This window comes from Tolypothrix tenuis PCC 7101 (assembly GCF_963874875.1).
In the GTDB taxonomy this organism is placed as follows: Bacteria; Cyanobacteriota; Cyanobacteriia; order Cyanobacteriales; family Nostocaceae; genus Aulosira; species Aulosira tenue.
Genome location: NZ_CAWNJS010000001.1, coordinates 7373086 through 7392073 on the forward strand (window position 1 = coordinate 7373086; position 18988 = coordinate 7392073).

Annotated in this window: 15 protein-coding genes; 9 read left to right on the forward strand and 6 right to left on the reverse strand. The window is 40.9% G+C overall.

Annotation, left to right across the window (positions count from 1 at the left end):
* Nucleotides 1-367 precede the first annotated feature (367 nt).
* The 3 genes from AACU25_RS29115 to AACU25_RS29125 all read left to right on the forward strand — a co-directional run bounded on the left by AACU25_RS29115 (nucleotide 368) and on the right by AACU25_RS29125 (nucleotide 5153).
* On the forward strand, nucleotides 368-1705 hold the full coding sequence (locus AACU25_RS29115; RefSeq protein ID WP_096581634.1) for a glycosyltransferase family 4 protein: 1338 nt from the start codon (nucleotides 368-370) through the stop codon (nucleotides 1703-1705).
* 163 nt (nucleotides 1706-1868) lie between these two features.
* Nucleotides 1869-3605, forward strand: coding sequence for an Rqc2 family fibronectin-binding protein (locus AACU25_RS29120; RefSeq protein ID WP_096581636.1), 1737 nt, complete (start codon nucleotides 1869-1871; stop codon nucleotides 3603-3605).
* Between the two features lie 822 nt (nucleotides 3606-4427).
* Nucleotides 4428-5153: an Npun_F0296 family exosortase-dependent surface protein gene (locus AACU25_RS29125; protein WP_096581638.1), complete on the forward strand. Its 726-nt coding sequence runs from the start codon at nucleotides 4428-4430 to the stop codon at nucleotides 5151-5153.
* A 530-nt stretch (nucleotides 5154-5683) separates the two neighbouring features.
* Here the strand turns inward: AACU25_RS29125 and AACU25_RS29130 are convergent.
* A complete protein-coding gene (locus tag AACU25_RS29130; RefSeq protein WP_096581640.1) occupies nucleotides 5684-5941 on the reverse strand; it encodes a ubiquitin carboxyl-terminal hydrolase 14 in 258 nt (85 codons plus the stop codon).
* Nucleotides 5942-6490: 549 nt separating this feature from the next.
* Here AACU25_RS29130 and AACU25_RS29135 point away from each other — a divergent pair.
* Nucleotides 6491-6688, forward strand: coding sequence for an RNA-binding S4 domain-containing protein (locus AACU25_RS29135; RefSeq protein ID WP_096581642.1), 198 nt, complete (start codon nucleotides 6491-6493; stop codon nucleotides 6686-6688).
* A gap of 15 nt (nucleotides 6689-6703) precedes the next feature.
* Here the strand turns inward: AACU25_RS29135 and AACU25_RS29140 are convergent, their stop codons facing one another.
* The gene (locus AACU25_RS29140) at nucleotides 6704-7732 is read right to left on the reverse strand and encodes an RNA-guided endonuclease InsQ/TnpB family protein (RefSeq protein ID WP_339382015.1); all 1029 of its coding nucleotides are present in this window, start codon (nucleotides 7730-7732) and stop codon (nucleotides 6704-6706) included.
* 535 nt (nucleotides 7733-8267) lie between these two features.
* Between AACU25_RS29140 and tnpA the strand changes: the two genes are divergently transcribed.
* Nucleotides 8268-8672, forward strand: coding sequence for an IS200/IS605 family transposase (gene tnpA / locus AACU25_RS29145; protein WP_096583666.1), 405 nt, complete (start codon nucleotides 8268-8270; stop codon nucleotides 8670-8672).
* Between the two features lie 212 nt (nucleotides 8673-8884).
* Here tnpA and AACU25_RS29150 read toward each other — a convergent pair whose 3' ends face one another.
* The 3 genes from AACU25_RS29150 to AACU25_RS29160 all read right to left on the reverse strand — a co-directional run bounded on the left by AACU25_RS29150 (nucleotide 8885) and on the right by AACU25_RS29160 (nucleotide 13066).
* The gene (locus tag AACU25_RS29150) at nucleotides 8885-10018 is read right to left on the reverse strand and encodes an AAA family ATPase (protein WP_096584225.1); all 1134 of its coding nucleotides are present in this window, start codon (nucleotides 10016-10018) and stop codon (nucleotides 8885-8887) included.
* A gap of 75 nt (nucleotides 10019-10093) precedes the next feature.
* A complete protein-coding gene (locus AACU25_RS29155) occupies nucleotides 10094-10879 on the reverse strand; it encodes an RNA ligase family protein (protein ID WP_096581644.1) in 786 nt (261 codons plus the stop codon).
* 675 nt (nucleotides 10880-11554) lie between these two features.
* A complete protein-coding gene (locus tag AACU25_RS29160; protein ID WP_096581646.1) occupies nucleotides 11555-13066 on the reverse strand; it encodes a phenylacetate--CoA ligase family protein in 1512 nt (503 codons plus the stop codon).
* Between the two features lie 216 nt (nucleotides 13067-13282).
* On the opposite strand from AACU25_RS29160, the gene AACU25_RS29165 reads away from it, so the two are divergent.
* The 3 genes from AACU25_RS29165 (at nucleotide 13283) to AACU25_RS29175 (ending at nucleotide 17083) form a co-directional block, all read left to right on the forward strand.
* Nucleotides 13283-13570, forward strand: a complete 288-nt coding sequence (locus AACU25_RS29165) for a glutaredoxin family protein (protein ID WP_096581648.1) — start codon at nucleotides 13283-13285, stop codon at nucleotides 13568-13570.
* A gap of 51 nt (nucleotides 13571-13621) precedes the next feature.
* Nucleotides 13622-15118 (forward strand): UDP-N-acetylmuramoyl-L-alanyl-D-glutamate--2,6-diaminopimelate ligase, encoded by a 1497-nt coding sequence (locus AACU25_RS29170; RefSeq protein ID WP_096581650.1) that lies wholly within the window; start codon nucleotides 13622-13624, stop codon nucleotides 15116-15118.
* A 552-nt stretch (nucleotides 15119-15670) separates the two neighbouring features.
* Nucleotides 15671-17083 (forward strand): DICT sensory domain-containing protein, encoded by a 1413-nt coding sequence (locus tag AACU25_RS29175; protein ID WP_096581652.1) that lies wholly within the window; start codon nucleotides 15671-15673, stop codon nucleotides 17081-17083.
* A 183-nt stretch (nucleotides 17084-17266) separates the two neighbouring features.
* Here the strand turns inward: AACU25_RS29175 and AACU25_RS29180 are convergent, their stop codons facing one another.
* Nucleotides 17267-18685, reverse strand: coding sequence for a sensor histidine kinase (locus AACU25_RS29180; RefSeq protein ID WP_096581653.1), 1419 nt, complete (start codon nucleotides 18683-18685; stop codon nucleotides 17267-17269).
* Between the two features lie 91 nt (nucleotides 18686-18776).
* Between AACU25_RS29180 and AACU25_RS29185 the strand changes: the two genes are divergently transcribed.
* Entirely contained in the window at nucleotides 18777-18917 is a 141-nt protein-coding gene (locus AACU25_RS29185) for a hypothetical protein (RefSeq protein WP_190446140.1), read from the forward strand.
* The last annotated feature ends 71 nt before the right edge of the window (nucleotides 18918-18988 follow it).

Sequence of the window (18988 nt, forward strand, 5' to 3'; positions counted from 1 at the left end):
AATACATATTTAAGTCCGTATTAAAACTGAAGCAAAATAGCTAAAAATGATGCGCTGACAATAAAGTATTAGCCGTCAAAAAGTTTTAATAACCTATATACATCCTACTGTATGCTCTTGTAGCAAAAATTTTTTAGAAATTCCTCTATCCTCAGCATTAGATATAAATATACCAATGCAAAGATAAAAAGATTAAATATAAATACGGTGCCGAAAAGCATATTTCCCGTAGTAGATGCATAAAAAGAATTGACCTATTAAATTAAAATCAAGTTTAATCAAAAGTTATCAAATCTTTTCAGTAAAAGTGCTAGGCGCAATCTTGGATCTGCCTGCAACTTTTTAACAATCAGCACAACAACAAACTATGAACGCTACCACGGAACAACGCATCGCTTTAATTTCAGTCCACGGAGACCCCGCGATTGAAATAGGGAAGGAAGAAGCCGGCGGTCAGAATGTTTACGTCCGCAACGTAGGTGAAGCACTAGCGCGGCTAGGATGGCAGGTTGATATGTTTACCCGCCAAGTGAGTGCGGAGCAAGAGACAATTGTGCAGCACAGTCCCAACTGTCGCACCATTCGCTTTCAAGCTGGGCCTTTAGAGTTTGTGCCAAGAGATAATCTTTTTGTTTATTTACCAGAATTTATTGAAAAGTTCCGCCAATTCCAGCAAGAAAACGGTATTACCTATCATTTAGTTCATACCAACTACTGGCTTTCTAGCTGGGTGGGAATGCAAATAAAGAAAATCCAAGGAAGCAAACAGGTTCATACATACCACTCTTTAGGAGCAGTCAAATACAACACCATAGACAATATTCCAGCAATTGCTAGTAAACGATTAGCAGTAGAAAAAGAAGTATTAGAGACAGCAGAAACAATTGTGGCGACGAGTCCCCAAGAAAAGCAACATATGCGATCGCTCGTTTCCACCAAAGGTAATATTGATATCATTCCCTGCGGTACAGATATTCGGCAATTTGGCTCTATAGATAGAGAAGCAGCGCGAGCTAAGTTAGGAATTGCACCAGATGCGAAAGTAGTATTGTACGTTGGACGGTTTGACCCTCGTAAAGGTATAGAAACCGTAGTTCGTGCCGTTGGAGCCTCGAAATTGCGTGGTTCGGAAAATCTTCAATTGATTATTGGTGGTGGTAGCACCCCAGGTAACAGCGACGGGATAGAACGCGATCGCATTGAAGGCATTATCAATGAACTGGGTATGAACGACATGACCACCCTACCCGGTCGCCTCTGTCAAACTGTCCTACCTACTTACTACGCTGCGGCTGATGTTTGCGTTGTTCCTAGCCACTACGAACCCTTTGGACTCGTAGCAATTGAAGCTATGGCTAGCGGTACACCAGTCATCGCCAGCGATGTGGGAGGATTACAATTTACTGTAGTTTCCGAAAAAACTGGGATATTAGCGCCACCCCGAGACGTACCAGCCTTTACAGATGCGATTGACCGCATTCTGATGAATCCCGAATGGCGAGAACAGTTAGGGAAAGCTGCTAGGGAACGTGTCATCAGCAAGTTTAGTTGGGATGGTGTTGCATCTCAGTTGAGTGAACTGTACACCCAGCTGTTAGAACTGCCTGTAGTTCCAGACTTAGTACCAGCTTTAGTGTCTAGTTTGGAAAAATCTGTCGCGCAACCTGCGGCGCAAGTTAGTAAAGAACCAGCTTTGCAAAGATAAGCAGCAAGGGTCAAAGGTCAAGGGTCAAAGGTTGTAGAGACGCGATTAATCGCGTCTCTACAAGGGTTAAGGGTATGGACTTTGGACTTTTGACTCTTGACTATTGGCATTTAAGACTATACTTAGCATCGATAGTATGAACGCCAATGGCTAACTAATTGTTGTGCAACCAGTTGATTTTAGTACCCTCACCGCTGCTTGTAGCGAACTTCGCACTTACTGGTTACCATCCAGAACAGAGCAGGTTTTCCAGCGCGATCGCTATACTATTTCTATTGCCTTGCGTACCCTCAAACAGCGGGGTTGGCTAGAAATTTCTTGGCATCCCCAAGCTGCACGCATCTGCATTGGTAATCCGCCGCCACGAGTGCCAGATACTTTTACTTTTAGCCAACAACTTATACACCAATTGGGTGGTTTGGCATTAGTAGGTATTGAAGCGATCGCACCTTGGGAGCGTGTTATCGATTTCCAATTTGCTCGTCGTCCCCAAGAAAGCGCATTATATCACGTTTACGTGGAAATTATGGGGAAATACAGCAATGTCATCCTCACCGATGCTAACAATTTAATTATCACTGCCGCCCATCAAGTTAGTCAGCAACAATCTAGCGTCCGTCCTATCCAAACCGGACAAACTTATGAAACTCCGCCGAAACTCACTGGCCCAGTTCCTAGTGTGAGTGAATCTGCACAACGTTGGCAAGAACGAGTGAGTTTAGTACCAGGAGCTATTAAGCGTCAGTTGCTCAAAAGTTATAGTGGTTTAAGTGCATCGCTGGTAGAATCAATGGTGCGATCGGCAAATATACAACCAGAAACAACCACCGATAGCCTCACGCCAGAAGATTGGCAAAGATTGTTTCAACAATGGCAAGTATGGCTAGAAGCATTACAAGCCGAGAAGTTTCAGCCTGCTTGGATGGATGATGGATACACCGTCATGGGTTGGGGTGGAGTAACACCAGCAAAAGATACACAAGAACTACTCAACCGTTACTATACCGACCAACTCAACGAACAAGTATTTGCTCAACTCCGCCATCAGTTGAGCCAAAAATTAAATAATATCTTGGCTAAATTAAGGCTAAAAGCCAACACCTTTGCAGAACGCTTGCAACAATCAGATAGAGCCGATGAATATCGCCACAAAGCCGATTTGTTGATGGCTAACTTACACAATTGGGAAGCAGGGATGAAAGAAATTACCCTTCCTGATTTTGAAACTAACTTACCAATAGCGATCGCTCTGCAACCAGATAAAAATGCGGTGCAAAATGCTCAAAACCTTTACAAACAGCACCAAAAGCTGAAACGCGCACGTGCTGCAGTAGAACCACTACTTGCAGAAGTGAACACAGAAATAGAATACTTAGAGCAAGTAGAAGCTGCGATCGCTCAGATAGAAAAATATCAAACACCTGAAGATTTACAAGCGCTCGAAGAAATCCGCGATGAGCTAATTGGACAACGATATTTAGAAGATCCAGAATACCGCAACCGTACTACCAATGAAGATAGTAGCAGCAACTTTCATCGCTATCGGACTCCCAGCGGCTTTGAAGTCTTAATTGGTCGCAACAATCGCCAGAATGACCAATTAACTTTTCGGGTAGCTGGAGATTATGACTTGTGGTTCCACGCACAAGAAATTCCTGGTAGTCATGTCTTACTGCGCTTAGAACCAGGTGCAGTTCCCGAAGAAGCCGATTTGAAATTTACTGCAAACCTCGCTTCTTACTATAGCCGCGCTCGCCAAAGTGACCAAGTGCCCGTAGTATACACTCAGCCAAAGTATGTCTACAAACCCAAAGGAGCGAAACCGGGAATTGCTATTTACAAGCAAGAGCGTATTCTGTGGGGACAACCACAATTAATAGTAAAAGGTCAAACTTTGTAACTTTTGACTATTGAGTCATCTGTCTTTCGATAGAGATATCGAATTCTTCTCAAAGATAGAGGTCATCAAACCTTAACAGTATCTTTTTTTGGTAAATTTTTCTGAAAAAACTGTGTTGACTGCTACAATATTGTTAAGAAAAGTTGCCCGTTGCATTTTGGGAACGCGCAACAGGGTTTTAACTCTAATGAGAAGACAACGCGGAAAATATTTTTTAGACCAGCTGTGGGAGGCTGGTCATTTTTTTTAAGTAGATAAAGTATCTAATTAGTGATTTTAATGGCAGTGTTCTAAGTATTTTAGAGAAGGTCTTTCTAAAGCTGATATTTCATTCAGAAATAATTCAAACTATTGACCAAGTATAAATTTATGCCTAGCTTTAAAAATAATGTGACAGATGAATAGCAGCACAATAATGTAGTGCTTTGAGAAATAATTTATTTGTAGCAGAAACTATTTGAATTAGTATTATATAGGACAAATTTTTCAGTAATTACCCTCTTTTTTACTGAGTAGTACTGTAAAATCCAGTAGAGAATTTTAACTATCTTTTCTCCTAGAGGTTAAGCTTAATTAAATTTACGGTCAAATATTTGATAGTAGCTAAATATTGATACTAAACTCTAACAAAACAGCTATATAAATACCGAAAAAATACTGAAAATTAGCCTTCTGAAACCCTTTATTTTCAAGCGCTTCATCCCATCTTTAGGCTAAGTAACTGAGATATAAATTTAGGTAAAAATTGTGTTAATCTAACTACTCAGATTCCTACTTGATATGCCACGCTAGGCTTATGCAAGCAACTACGGGAATCAATCAATGTCTACTCTACAAAAGCTATCATTAGCCTTGGTTGGAACAGCAGCAATGTTGATGAGTGCTAATCCAGCTAGTGCTGTTAGTCTAATAAAAGGAGGCTCTGAGGTTGTAGCTGGACAAGGTCAAAAGACTAATATTCAGGGCGCTATCACTATCGATTTTAATGACGGTATAGCACCTACTTCTGGACTTGTTACTTACTCCGGAGCCAATGGAATTAGTAATGGAATTGTACAAGGCAGTGTAAGTGGTCAGTATGCTACACCTTTTGAAGACACCAGCAAGTATCTGACGATTTCTCCGACAGGTGACAAAGTTAATGGTAGCAATTTTCAAGGAAATGCTGGTGATGTAACTATTAAATTTGCTCAAGCTCTTGATTACTTTGGCTTCTACTGGGGGTCAATAGACGACTACAACTTTGTAGATGTATATAGTCAAGGTGCTTTGGTCAAAACATTTAGTGGTAAAGATGTTCCAGGTGCTCCAGCCAATGGCGCACAGACTACCCTTACAAACAATGTTTACGTTAATTTGTTAGCTGATACCAGTAAAGGAGAAACTTTTGACAAGCTTGTTTTGAGATCAACAGGTCGTGCATTTGAAACTGATAACCATAGCTACAGAGTAGCTACTGTTCCTGAACCTAGTTCAATGTTAGGCTTGCTAGCTTTTGGTGCTTTAAGTGCTGGATCTTTAGTTAAACGCAAATCCAAGATAGCTTAAAAGCTTTTGTACATATAGTTTTCAACGCTTCAAAAACCTTGCTTTAATATCGAAACATTATTTTCCTGCATTGAGTGCAATCAGTAAGAAAAGACGTTCAGTGAGACATTTGTTCAGGTAGAAGACAAACAACGGTGTAGATAAACGCTCCAATCCGGCAGAAATGCTGGATTTTTTACTTTATCTGGGTGTCTTCACATCCCCTGTGTTATTGATGAGGCGAAAGCTTGTAGTCACAAAATTATACTAATTCAAATAATGTTTGCGATACATCAACATATCTTATACCATTTCTCTAAATTCAGGCTACAGATAATTCTCCCCCTGCTCCCTGCCCCCCTGCTGCCTATGTGTAGCGATATTTTGGAGAATTGGTATTAGAGGGCACGGGGTGAGACACCCATCCCACAAGAGTTTTTTTCATGCACTATTTTAGTCTTGCCAGTCCACTACGGCGACTAATAATTGTGCCTTATGGAAAAATCATTATTAAAATCTTAACCATAAGGCATATATCCAAGGTGCAAAAGTTATAAGAAAGTTTGATCTAAATAGCACCAACGCCAGTTTTCACCGCGTTCAAATGACTGTACCAATGGATGATTAGTTGCATGAAAATGTTTGGTGGCGTGTTTGTTTTTTGAGGAATCACAGCAGCCGACATGGCCGCAAGTGAGGCACATACGTAAATGCACCCAGCGATCGCCTGTTTTCAGACATTCTTCACATCCTTGGGCACTGGGGGTGACGCTTTGAATTTGCTCGAGATGATTGCAGCGTGAACTCATAAATACCTCGGATTTACATGAGATGGGCAAGCAGATTGAAAAGGTAATCGCCTATGGCAGACAGAAGGTGTTCAAATTAGCTATATATAGCTTTCTTAGAAATCATTTTCATACTCCTTAATCTCGGGTTAAGGATTTGATTATTTTGGTTATGGTTGTGAAAGATATATACAGCTGATGAGCCAAACTATTTTGCACAATCTGAATGATTATGATTTTATCGATTAATGGTATATTCCAAAATTTATGATAAAAATCGTAAAATACTTTAATGTGAATTATATTTCATATACAAAAAGTATATAATCATCCGATTTGATTTCTGAAAAAATATCAGGACAAAGATGCGTTACGCTAACGCTAACGCATCCTACATAAGTTGTAAAAATCAAATATGAGTTTTATAGAAGCATGGTATACCTAGAATTTTGTATATTAAAAGATTCTGCAATCTGTAAAAATATAATTAAAGCTACTTGAGAATTAGCCAGGGCTTTAGTGCTATAAATAATGACTATTCCTCAATACAAACTGATTTAGCTATTCAATATGATTAAACTCGACCAATTTTTAAAGTTAATAGGTATAGCCTCTACAGGAGGACAAGCAAAACTGATAATTCTTGATGGTGAGGTAAAAGTTAATGGCATAGTTGAAACCCGGCGAGGAAGAAAATTATTCTCAGGCGATCAAGTGACGGTAGAAGGGCAAACTTTTCTGGTTGGAGATGTAATTAATGAGTATTGACACTCCCCCGACTGTTTAAATTTCGCTTCGCTTATTTAAACAAAAAGTCGGGGGATTCTTAAGAGTCCACAAATGAACTCGTAATGGCGTAGTCAACGCGCCTCTACTGACTCCACTGAGGTTAATCCCCAATGTTGCCGCTACTTTAGAAACAATATTCGCTGCTCCATTGGTATCTGCATTGATATACCAATTGTTTGCAGTACGGAATAATCCGCGTTTTACTCGCTTACCTGATGACTTCCACCCTTCGGGTTTTTCACCATATTTTGGGAGACTATCGCCATCAACAAATGAGGCAGCAGAAGTATTAGCTTCTTCGGTTTCAACAAAATCAATGCCATATTGTTGGCAAAGTTGAATAATACGTTCTTTGAGCTTGGCTGTAGGAATTTGAACAAATTTCTGATTAGCTTTACGTCCCATATTTGCATTGTCTTTTTGTCCTTGATTCCAACCAAAGACAATTCGACCAATGCTATTTTCTAGGCAGTGACTAATCACTAATCTTGCTGCTTTGTTTACAGCATCTCTCATTTGGCGGTTACGTTTTTCTGTGATTGCAGCTAGTTGCTTAGACCAGAAACCTTGCTCTTTATTCTCTTTTAGACTGGCAACTCGCTTGTTATACCATTGGTTGAGAGACTTAAGGTGCTTCCCATCAACAATGAAGCTTGTGCCAATATTACTAACGCAAGTCAACCAGTTGTCAATGCCATGATCAATCCCTAATACCTTATTTGCAGACAGTTGAGATTTGATATCCTCAACAAGAGGCAGGGGGCAGGGGGAAAAGGAGCAGGGGGAAATGACCCCTGACTCCTGCCGTGGAGCGGAGCGGAACATGGGTCTGATTCCCCCACTTCTATCAAGTTGCTCTCGTTCAGGTGGGGTCGAATCCCCATCTGAACTATCCCCCTTGCTCCCTGCTAAGAGCCCCTTTTCCTCTTTTTCAACGGGATAAACAAATTCGGCATAAAAACATCTATTTCTGGGTAATATCCTGAGTTCTTTGATATCTTCCCACTTTAAATTTGATGGCATTGGTAAATAAATTGCATCAATGCCAAACCAAGTTTTTACTTGATTCCCTAACGGTATTCTAATTCCATCGTCTGTTAGTTTTAACCAACGCTTAGGGTAAGTGACCGTGAATAATCCAGTTTTTCGATATTTTGGTAACGATGGTTTGTCTTGAAGTTCTCCGCGTTTCCAAAGTTTTGTTAATTCTTGGAATGACTTAAAAGCTTCTGCGACGTTATTACAAGTTTGCTGTGCTGAAGATACATACATCGCTCCAAAATGTTTATTCTTAGAGCGAACCATTTCAGCACATATTTCAGCCCGTTTAATTACTCTGCTAGTTTTAAAATAGATTTGTCTAGCGTAGTAAACAGAGCAGTTCCAAACTTTGTTTGATTCTGTGCATAGGTATTCAATAATAGCCTGAACATCAGGCGGAGCATGAATTAGCGTCTGTTGACATCCATACATAATTTTGTCGATATCTTTATACTAAACGACAGTATATCACAAGATAATGAGATTAAACATGATGATTGAAAAATGGCGAGACTTCATGCGTAAACAGACTTTTGAGTATCAGCACTATAATCACTCTGTAGGTTTGGCTATTGTTCATTTCGTTTTCATCCCGAAGCGTCGTAAACCAGTCTTGAAAGGTGAAATCAGAAATCGCCTTTATCAAATATGGCAAGAATTAGCTGCGGAGAAAAAATGGAACATCCGAGCTTTAGAAATTGCTCCAGACCATATCCACTTGTTTGTTGAGATTAACCCAACAGATCCAATTCATTTAGTTGTTAAAGCTTTTAAAGGAAGGTCTTCAAATTATCTACGCAAAGAGTTTCCTGAACTACTGAAACTACCTAGCTTATGGAGTAAAAGTTACTTTTTCAGCACGGCAGGTAATGTTAGTGCTGAAACCATCCAGAAGTATATTGAAGACCCACATCATTACTAGGCGACTAAAGTCGCACGGGTCGCTTTTCCGCCTCGCTCTGAAGAGACGAGGCGGAAAAGCTTCCCGCTATTTTCGGGTGTTATGAATTGGGTAATAGGTAATAGGTAATAGGTAATAGGTAATTGGTAATGGGTAATTGAGGAGTAGAGAGATAAAAAGTAATTAATGACGAATATTAAATGCCCAATACCCAATTCCCCAAGCCCAATTCTCTATACAATCCAATCTACTGCCTGTGCTTCAGTAATATCAGGCACATCTAAGCGGTTTTTCAAGCGATAAAGTACTTTTTCTGGAACTTTGGCAGTGCGATCGCAGTTTCTCCGCAATAGTTCTTGCCAAGGTGTTTCTAAGTAAACAATGCGAATTCGACCTTGATAATTAGCAAACATTCGTATGAGCATTCCCCGTAATTGGCGGCTCAGGTTAGTGGCATTCCATACAAAAGATTGTCCATTTCGCATATATTCTTTAGCTAAGGCTTTAGCTGCATTTGCTACTACACCTTGGTCGTCTTCTGGGTCAATTCCCATTTGCTGACGCAGTTTATCTAGAGAAATTACCTGCCAATCGGGGAGATTTTCTTTGATCCAAGTATCTTTTCCTGAACCTGGTAATCCTGACATCATCACCACCTGAAAGCGCGTGTCGTCGTATGCTTCATAGTTTGGGTTACCATTTTCCTTTTGAAAATAAATAAACCGACTGTGCGCTGATGGGAATTGTCTTGGTTGGTCAAAGCAGTGATTTTCTTGGCAAAATTCGCGAAAGAAGTTTATACGTTCGAGTAATTGCGCTTGGTCATTGCAGTATCGCCCGCGCACATCTGCTTCTGCAAGTGTCGCCAGCATATCACAACGAATGATTTGGCTAGCTTTGATCACTGCCCGTTCTGGGTTGGACTTATCCCAAAACCATAGGGGTAAACTACCATATTTCACCAAAGAAGCGATCGCCTCCCGTTGTTTAAATGGTACTTGCAAATCCCAAAGAATCTGCTGTGTCATTTTTGTACCTTGGACTACGTGACCTTTCGAGGATATAGCACCATCGTCTGCTATTTCAGTAGCCGCAGGTTTTGCCACATCATGCAGTAAAGCGGCTGCAAATAAGACAGATTGCTCTTTGGTTGTTAATGCTCGCCATTGAGGTAAAGCAACTAAAGCTTCACATACTAATTTAGTATGAATAAGAACATCGCCTTCGGCATGATAGCGCGGATCTTGGGGACAATCCGCAAGCGATCGCAACCAATCAAATTCTGCTTCCAGCGCCGACCAATTAATCGACCAATCAGTTTCGCTGGGACAATAAGGAAAAGACCAATCTTGACTAGAGGAATTCATAAGTTTTACGCTTTGAATGATGAAGGGGATGAGGGGGAAATGCCCAATGCCCAATGCCCCATGCCCAATGACCAATTACCCAAACAAATCTGCATCAGAACGCAACACATTAGGTATGATTGGGCGATTGAGCCAATGCCCATCGGATTGTTGAATGGTGGTTAAAAAGCTAGAACGCACGTATTTATAACGCGCAATTACTGTATCTCCTGGTTCAACTTTGATATATAAACCTTCCATCAACGAACTTTGGTCAGTTTGTTTGAGGGAACGTTCCACATCAAGTCCTCTTTCCTGACAAATTTGGCGGAAAGTTTGCAAATGTGCGGGGGTTTGATAATGTGACTCACCCACCAAACCAATCATTTGCTTGTAGGATAGGAGCTTACCGGAAAACAGTACAGGTACAGAACATAAAGGTAATCCAGCTAGTAACTGCTGACGGCTTTTAGTACTGAGAAATACTTGCTTTTCTAAATCCAGTACGTCGTACTCTAAAAAGTAGTGTGGTAAGGCATCATAAAATACTGTGTGCTTCGCATACAGCCATTCTCCAAAGAGAATATAGCGACTTCCCAATACCTGCCAAAAAGCTAAAGCGTGAGTATGCGCCCACTGTTTAAACAAATTGAAGTGCTTTTCTCGCGCCCCACCTGTTAAATAGTGTCCTCGACTTTGCAGTCTGATTTGACCATCAGCAGCAAAACTAATAGCTGCATTAGCACCATCAACTTTTTCTTCAACAACTACATACTGTTCTTTGAGTGCATCAAAGGGAATACTCTCTAGGTCTTCATCCCCAGGTTGTAACCGCGAACCCTGAATGTGATGGGTACGCGGATATTTATAGATTTGTTCCATGACTTTTCTACCTTGGTGATAACAATCAAATAATTGCGTGACGAATTGACACGAATAAGCAATTTTTCTCAAGAGGAGAATCAGGAATTGCTAGCATTCGCCATTGAAGTGAATTTGATTGAGATCAGGGACTACATATTCTTTTACCGTAGTTTTCCAAGAGTAGTGATTTTATAATACATATACTCCACAGGCTAGGGCAATGTTTCCGGAAGCGAGCATTTAGAACCCCGACTTTTTCAAAAAATCGGGGTTATGGGATGTAAGTTTTGCTGAAGTGAGTGGTATTTAAACTTATATATACTGATAGGTTAGCGAAACAAAATCATACCAATTCAAATAATGTTTGCGACAGATAAATTCTTTATAAGGGCACGGCATCTTCAATCTTTTGGCATATCAAATATCTTACTGGTGCCGTGCCCCTACTCATCTGTCGCGTTCTTTTTTCAAAATGGTATCAGATTGCGATCGCATATTGATTTTTATGATTTAAAAATATAAATAATACTAAAAAGCACAGTTTTTTTGAAAGATAACTTTGAGAGTTTTAATAATTGATAGTATTCTTGCAATAGATGAGATTATCCACCTGGATAACCAAGTGGATATGATGGGGGATGGAGAAGGGGGAATGGGTAATTGGTAATTGGTAATTGGTAGTTAGGAACTACTTTACTTGCGGGTATATCGATGTTTTACGCCAATGGGGAAATATTCTGGATCGCCAGTAGGCGTTAATGCAACCTGTGGCATTTGGTATTCTTTGGGAACGTAGTTAGCAAACTCGCTGTTGAGGCGGAGAAGTTCAGAGAGAATTGAGGATGCGATCGCATCTCTTTTATCAACGCTGGCCTCTACTCCCGGTGCTAACTCTACAACCACAGATAATAAGCGGTTCTGGTCTGCGTCTTCTTTGACCTGCAACACAAATTTACCTGTTACCCATTGGGGAATTGGCGATCGCTCTAGACCAACTGTGACATTTTCCGGATAGATATTGGCACCAAAGTAAGAAACTGTAAAATTAGACCTTCCAAAAACATAAACAAAAGGTAAGGGGTGAATTCCTCTCGTTGGCTGAATGTCGGTAGCTAGGCTTTCATCTTGCAATGGATCGAATCCCCATTCTGCCAAAAACTTCAGCATGGCATCATAACTCATGATGCCGCCTGTATCTAAGATGTTATAACGCACTAAAGGAATGCCATTGTCTCCAGAAAATAGCAATGTGCCATTCTCAACTTCAAAAAATCGGCTGATGGGGTCATACTGTACTAGCGTTGGTAATCGAGATTCCCCAAATAATGCTTTGGCTGCATCGGGATGTTGTGCTAAAAAACGACGAATGCAGATACTCAAAGGTGTTTCATTTCCTAATACACCTGCATCAGCAGTTCCGTAAAGTGATGCAAAATCATAGCAGGGATTTTGTGAACCTATGCGTTCCCCAACTAAACTGCGCCATTCTTCACTAAATACCTCTCCCGCCATCACCAACTTAATATGATATTGCTGCCACTGTACGCCACGGGCAATGCCTGTATCAATCACATCTTTCAAAAATGGTGGATATCCTAACAAGACAACTTGCTCAAATCCCGAACCAAGCTCCTGTACAACCCGCAAGATTTCATCTTTATTATTACCAGGAGTAATCATCGTCACAGGGTAACCTTTGCTGGCGAGGTAACGACAGCAATTTGTCGTGAACATTCCCCCTACCCATGTACCCAAAGTAAAGCAAACCACTGCTAAGGTACGTTTGGTATCTGCAGAAAAACTATCGTGAAAAATTTGCTCAAAGCGGGTGGCGATTTGCAATTCATCAGTGAAGAAGCGCGGCCAAAATGTCGGTTTACCAGTGGAACCAGAAGAAGCAGCAATCATGTCACATTCTGACAATTGGCCGTAACGACACAAATCAGTTAAAGGATAACGCTGAATGTAATTTTCCTTGGCGATCGCAGGTAATTTTTGGAAATCCGCTAAACTCTGGATAGTCGCCGCATCAATATTTTCTGCCGCTAGAAAAGCTTTGTATGCTGGTACATTAGCAGCCACATCATGAAATAAAGCTAAAGCTGCTGCTTCGGCTGAAGTTGCGAGATGTTGTTGTAATAGTGTTTCTAGGGGAGTAGATAAAAAATCTTGAAAGGCTGTGATTGCTTTTTGGGACTTGTGCATGGGTTGGGGATTGGGGATTGGGGATTGGGGATTGGGGATTGGGGGCTGGGGATTGGGGAACTCGGGGCCCCCTCTGGGGATAAGGGGCAATGGGGACTGGGGACTGGGGAAATGATATGTGACAGACGCGATTCATCGCGTCTCTACAATTGTTGACTCTTATTTAATTACGAATTACGAATTACGAATTACGAATTAGAGAACGGAAGGTAAAAAATGAGATTGATTTTATATACGAAACCAGGATGTCATTTATGCGAGGGTTTGCAGGAAAAGCTGGAAAAAGTCCAAAATATTAGTTTTGAGTTAGAACTGCGGGATATTACGACTCGTGATGATTGGTTTTTAGCTTATCAGTATGAGGTTCCGGTTTTATATTTCTCTGAAAGTAAAGCTACAGGCGACACAGGAGAAAACTTAATAGAAAAACCTTTGCCACGCCCTTCTCCTCGTGCTAGTGTGCAGCAGTTGGAGCAGATGCTGCATAAGTATTTGTCCAATTAGTACAATAATGCACAATAAACGCAAGATATAGTGTGTGACGAGGTTCACAAGATGAAACTGCGGGAATTACTAGCAGCAATAGACAGTGTAGAGCAATTGCCAAACCATCCGGCTTTGGAGGATGCAGAAGTCAAAGGCTTGAAAACAAATTCTCATGCTTGCGGTTCGGGAGATTTGTTTATTGGAATGCCAGGAACTAGGGTAGATGGTGGAGAATTTTGGCAAAGTGCGATCGCATTGGGTGCTGTAGGTGCAATTGTCTCTTCTCAAGCTGTGCAAAAAAATCCTCCCACACCAGAGGCTTTTGTCGTTAGTGCTAGTAACATGACGAAAGCTTGTGCCCAATTAGCCAGCGCTTTTTATGGTTATCCTGGGCAAAAACTCAAACTTGTGGGTGTGACTGGTACTAATGGTAAAACTACAACTACTCACCTGATTGAATATTTTTTAGGTAAGGCAAACCTACCAACAGCCTTGATGGGTACTCTCTACACTCGCTGGCCGGGTTTTGCGGAAACTGCTGTTCACACTACGCCGTTTGCTGTGGAACTGCAACAGCAACTAGCAGCAGCCGTAGATGCTGGTTGTGAGTTTGGGGTGATGGAAGTCAGTTCCCATGCTTTAGCCCAAGGTCGAGTTTTGGGTTGTGAGTTTGAGGTGGGGGTATTTAGCAATCTCACCCAAGACCACTTAGATTATCACCGCGATATGGAAGATTATTTCGCGGCGAAGGCATTATTGTTTAGTCCCGATTATCTTAAAGGAAGGGCGATAATTAATGCTGACGATGCTTATGGTCAAAGATTAATTGCTTCTTTGGGTGCAGAAAAAGTTTGGAGTTACAGCGTTAATCATAATAATGCTGATTTGTGGATGAGCGATTTGAATTACGAACCGAATGGTGTTAGCGGTACATTGCATACACCAAAGGGGAATGTAGCTTTTCGCTCACCTTTAGTTGGTCAATATAATTTAGAAAATCTGTTAGCAGCAGTAGGTGCAGTTTTACATTTGGGTTTAGAGTTAGACTTTGTTGCGGCTGCAATTCCTGATTTTCCTGGCGTTCCCGGACGGATGGAAAGAGTGCAGATTGCTGCTCATCAAGACATTAGCGTGATTGTCGATTATGCCCATACGCCAGATAGTTTAGAGAATTTACTCAAAGCGGCGCGTCCGTTTATTCCTGGTAAAATGATTTGCGTATTTGGTTGTGGAGGCGATCGCGATCGCACTAAGCGTCCGAAAATGGGTAAAATTGCTGCTGAATTAGCAGATGTAGCTGTAGTAACTTCCGATAATCCCCGCACCGAAGACCCAGAAAAGATTTTGCAAGATATTCTGGCAGGAATTCCCGCAACTTTAAATCCTACAGTCATAGGCGATCGCGCTACCGCTATTCGCACAGCAATTTTACAAGCGCAACCAGGCGATGGTGTCTTACTTGCAGGTAAAGGTCACGAAGATTACCAAATTCTTGGTACAGAAAAAATCCACTTTGATGACCGAGAACACGCACGCGAAGCTTTACAAGCAAGACTGAAGATATAAAACCGCCGCTTTCTATAAATTTAAATTCCCTGCATTTCTTTTCCCAGAGTGCAGGGGTGCAGAGGAAGCAAGGCAATACTTAGCGGTTAAGGGCAAAAGGGGAAGGGGAAAAGGGGCAAGAAAAAACCTTTAACCCCCTTTAACCTTTTCCCAAAACCAAATTCCGAATTGAAAATCTTGAAGCTTACTGATGGAATAATTTAATTTCTGGAAGTCCTATATAAGAGAAATAAATCATTCAAAATGATGTCCCGTTTCCTATTTCCTCTGAAAAACACCAAACAGCAAACACCTTTGACCCATATCTAATTAATAAAAATATAATTAATGATAAAACTCATCAATTCGCAATGTATTTTTACCCATATATACTTGCTACATCATAGGGTAAATGATACACTCCATTAGTTTTACAATTTATATTCCATATTTCTTGATAAATATTAAATTTTGTAGATTTTTTGTAAAAAAGGTAAATATTAGGGTGAAAAGCAAAGGCAGAATTATTTATGTCCTTTATCCTTCCTCATTTTTCCTTCTTGTGCTTGACTCATGAATGATTTTCTGGCTCAGGATCTGTCTGTTTATCATTTGGTTGCGGGAGTGCAAACGCCTCCCCTAGCATTGCCTCTCAGTCCGGCGGCTCTGTTATCACTAGTTAGGTCACAAATTGACTTGCTGATTGAACAGAAAATTGCCGCGACTTTATGGGTAAAGCTACCACCTGGAAAAATTTGGTATTCAGAATTAGAGCGTTATCAATCTGCAGTTGATGTGCCTGTTGTGATTTATAACTGTCAGATGGAAGAGAGGCGGAAAGGGGAAGAGAGAAGAAATAGATTTCTGAGTCCAGTACTGAATAATCAAGTTATTAAGTTATTACCAAATAGGCAACTACAAAGGGAATACTTTTTTATAATTTTGTCGCCACAGTTTTGCAGTTTAATTTTGGCTTATCGACCGATCAAAAGACGCAGAAACCCAATATTAAAAAAGGTAACAGCTAATAAATCTACACCTTTACTAGCGATAAATACTGTTGAAGGTAGAGTAGTTCAGCAAGTATTAGATGGCATTAAAAAAGCCAGCACAGCAGAATCATCGCCAATTGTGCCGACTGATTTTCTTTGCCCTAGTATGCCTGAATCTACACTCATGAATCAGCTTTTGGTTAAGCAAATTCAGCGCCAAGATGAAATTAACCTACAACAAATTAAAAAGCGCACTGCCAAGTTGCAACAGCAAAATCAAAAACTATTCAACAGAGGAAAAGCCAAAGATGACTACCTGAGCAATGTGTGTCAAGAGTTGCGTACACCTTTGACTCACATGAAGACGGCGCTATCATTGTTAAATTCTCCTACCCTCAAACCACCTCAGCGGCAACGCTATTTACAAATGTTAAATAGCCAGTGCGATCGCCAAAATTCTTTAATTAATGGTTTAGTAGATTTAGTCAATTTGGAGCGTAATTTGCAGGATACAACCCTAGAAGCGGTTAGTCTTGCAGATATTGTGCCTGGTATAGTCAGTACATACCAGCCCGTAGCTCAAGAAAAAGGCATCATGCTAGCCTATACAGTACCCACAGAACTACCTTATGTGTGGTGTGTAGCTGGGGGATTGCGGCTAATCGTAATTAATCTTCTACATAACAGTATTAAATTTACCCCGAGTGGCGGTCAAGTGTGGGTGCGATCGCGTGTGCAAGGCAATTTTGTACAATTAGAATTTCGCGACACAGGTATTGGCATAGCCGAAACCGAAATTTCCAAAATCTTTGACAGCTTTTACCGCGTGCGTTCTGGGACAATAGATGAATCTAGCGGCCCTGGTTTGGGACTAACAATTGTACAGCAGTTACTTTGGCGTTGCGGTGGCTCAATTACCGTCAGAAGCAAACCTGCTGAAGGCTCAACGTTTACAGTGAGTTTAGCGCGTGTTCAAGATCAACCAGTCATTTAATTTTGGAATTAAAAATCTCAACTCATGCCTGATGTGAATTAGATACACATCTTATTCCATAAGGGTTTCAAGATTTGTTAAAAATCTTTGTTTTGGCAGTATCTACAAAATTACAAGGGTTTAAAGATTTAATTCAAATTAAACATAACTCTAAAATCCAAAATCTAAAATCTAAAATTCCTATTACCATTGCTTAGTGCTAACTTCCAAAGGTAAGAAAATAGTCATCACTTCGCCATAGTGTGGACGCTGACGCACTATGAGTTTGCCACCAATGGCTTGAAACAAATGTTTGGTTGCCGCAATATTGAGACTAATTGTACCGGTTTCCGGTTGGAACATCAGCAATTGACCCAAGGCTTTGCGAATCGGTGGGGTTGTTGGTGTCGGCGCTTTAGTCGTATCTTGGCACTGAAATTGCGGCGACAATTGTAATTTCAATTGATCACCAGCAGGAATCACTTGCACTTGAATATGACTACCAGCAGGTAAGCTGCGAGTAAAATTCTCAATTAAGTTAGTTAATACCCTGTCTAACATTGTTGGGTTACTAACTACTGTTGGTAGTTGTTGGGGTAACACCACATCCAAAGTTAAGTTGCGTCGAGTTGCAGCTTGTTCCCAACGAGGAATACTCTGCTGCAAAACTTGATCAAGAGACATCGGTGTGAGTTGAGTGTGGTTAGATTTCACCGAGTTAGATGTCTCTAGTTCTGCGGCTTTAAACAGCAACTCCATCCTGTCAATTTGTTCAGTACACTCATGATCAATCACTTCTAAGCGACTGATGACATTCGCAGGTAAGTCTCGCCGCTTTAATAATAAGCGAGTCATGGTGCGAATAGTGGTTAACGGAGTACGAACTTCATGAGCAAATGCTTGCAGTAATTCCACATCCGGACGAGTAGGCGAAGATGCGGGGGTGGGTGTTGGCACTGAAGTCGGAATATTCTCTTTATATTGTTCTGGTTCTGCGAATTCTTGCAGTAAAAACTGGCTAAACTGCATGACAGTACGGTAATCTGGAGGCACGACAGCATACTTTTGTACTAATGCATCCAAATCGGCGTAAAACTCAGGGTTAGTTAGCATTACCCTCGCACCAACAGCTAGCCAAGCTTGCTGTACTACCTCTGGTTCAAAGGAAAATAAAAATGTTTTTTGGCCGTTCTTTTGTTCAGCCAAAACTAGTACTAATCTAAATTTATCTGTAAAAACTAAGCAGAATTGTTCTGTCCCTAGAGGATCGGCAGGCAATAAGCGTAGTACTGATTTATGTGAAGCAGCGTCCTCTACCGTTTCTAGAGGGATCGGCATTTCAAATGGCATCAACGCCAAGGGATTAAATGGCTGGGCTGTAAAAGTTACAGTTTGTAAGCTTTGAGTGAGTGATGGTTGGCTAAACAGAGGTGCTGGTGCAGCTAAAACTAATCCTTGGGTTGTATCAGGTGCAGCAGAAGTTAAAGAATTGATCAGCAGATGTTCTGTTGCTGCCAAGCTGATACGCCACTGCCATTCTGCTTTGGCTGATGAACACTCAGTCAGCGGTGACTGATTCTCAGCTAAAATTTCCTTCAGACTTGGCAATATCCATTCGTACACAGGTTTTCACCCCTTGATTGGAAAGCGACTAATAACAGCTAGGTTAAGCATTTCATTACTTACTTACGAGGTTATAGCCATTTGCGTATTGGTGACAGTCGTAGAACCGAACAATATAGGCGCGATTTCCCCTTTGATGGAGATTAACTCACTAAGAGCGATCGCCAGATTAATGGAAATCACTAATGAAATATTATTAAATTTTGGGCAATTTTTTGCCAAAGCTATTTAGATCTGATAACATCTATCTTCTAATGAGAGACTGAATCAAGCCTACCTTGGAGGAAAGCTACTGGGTATTTA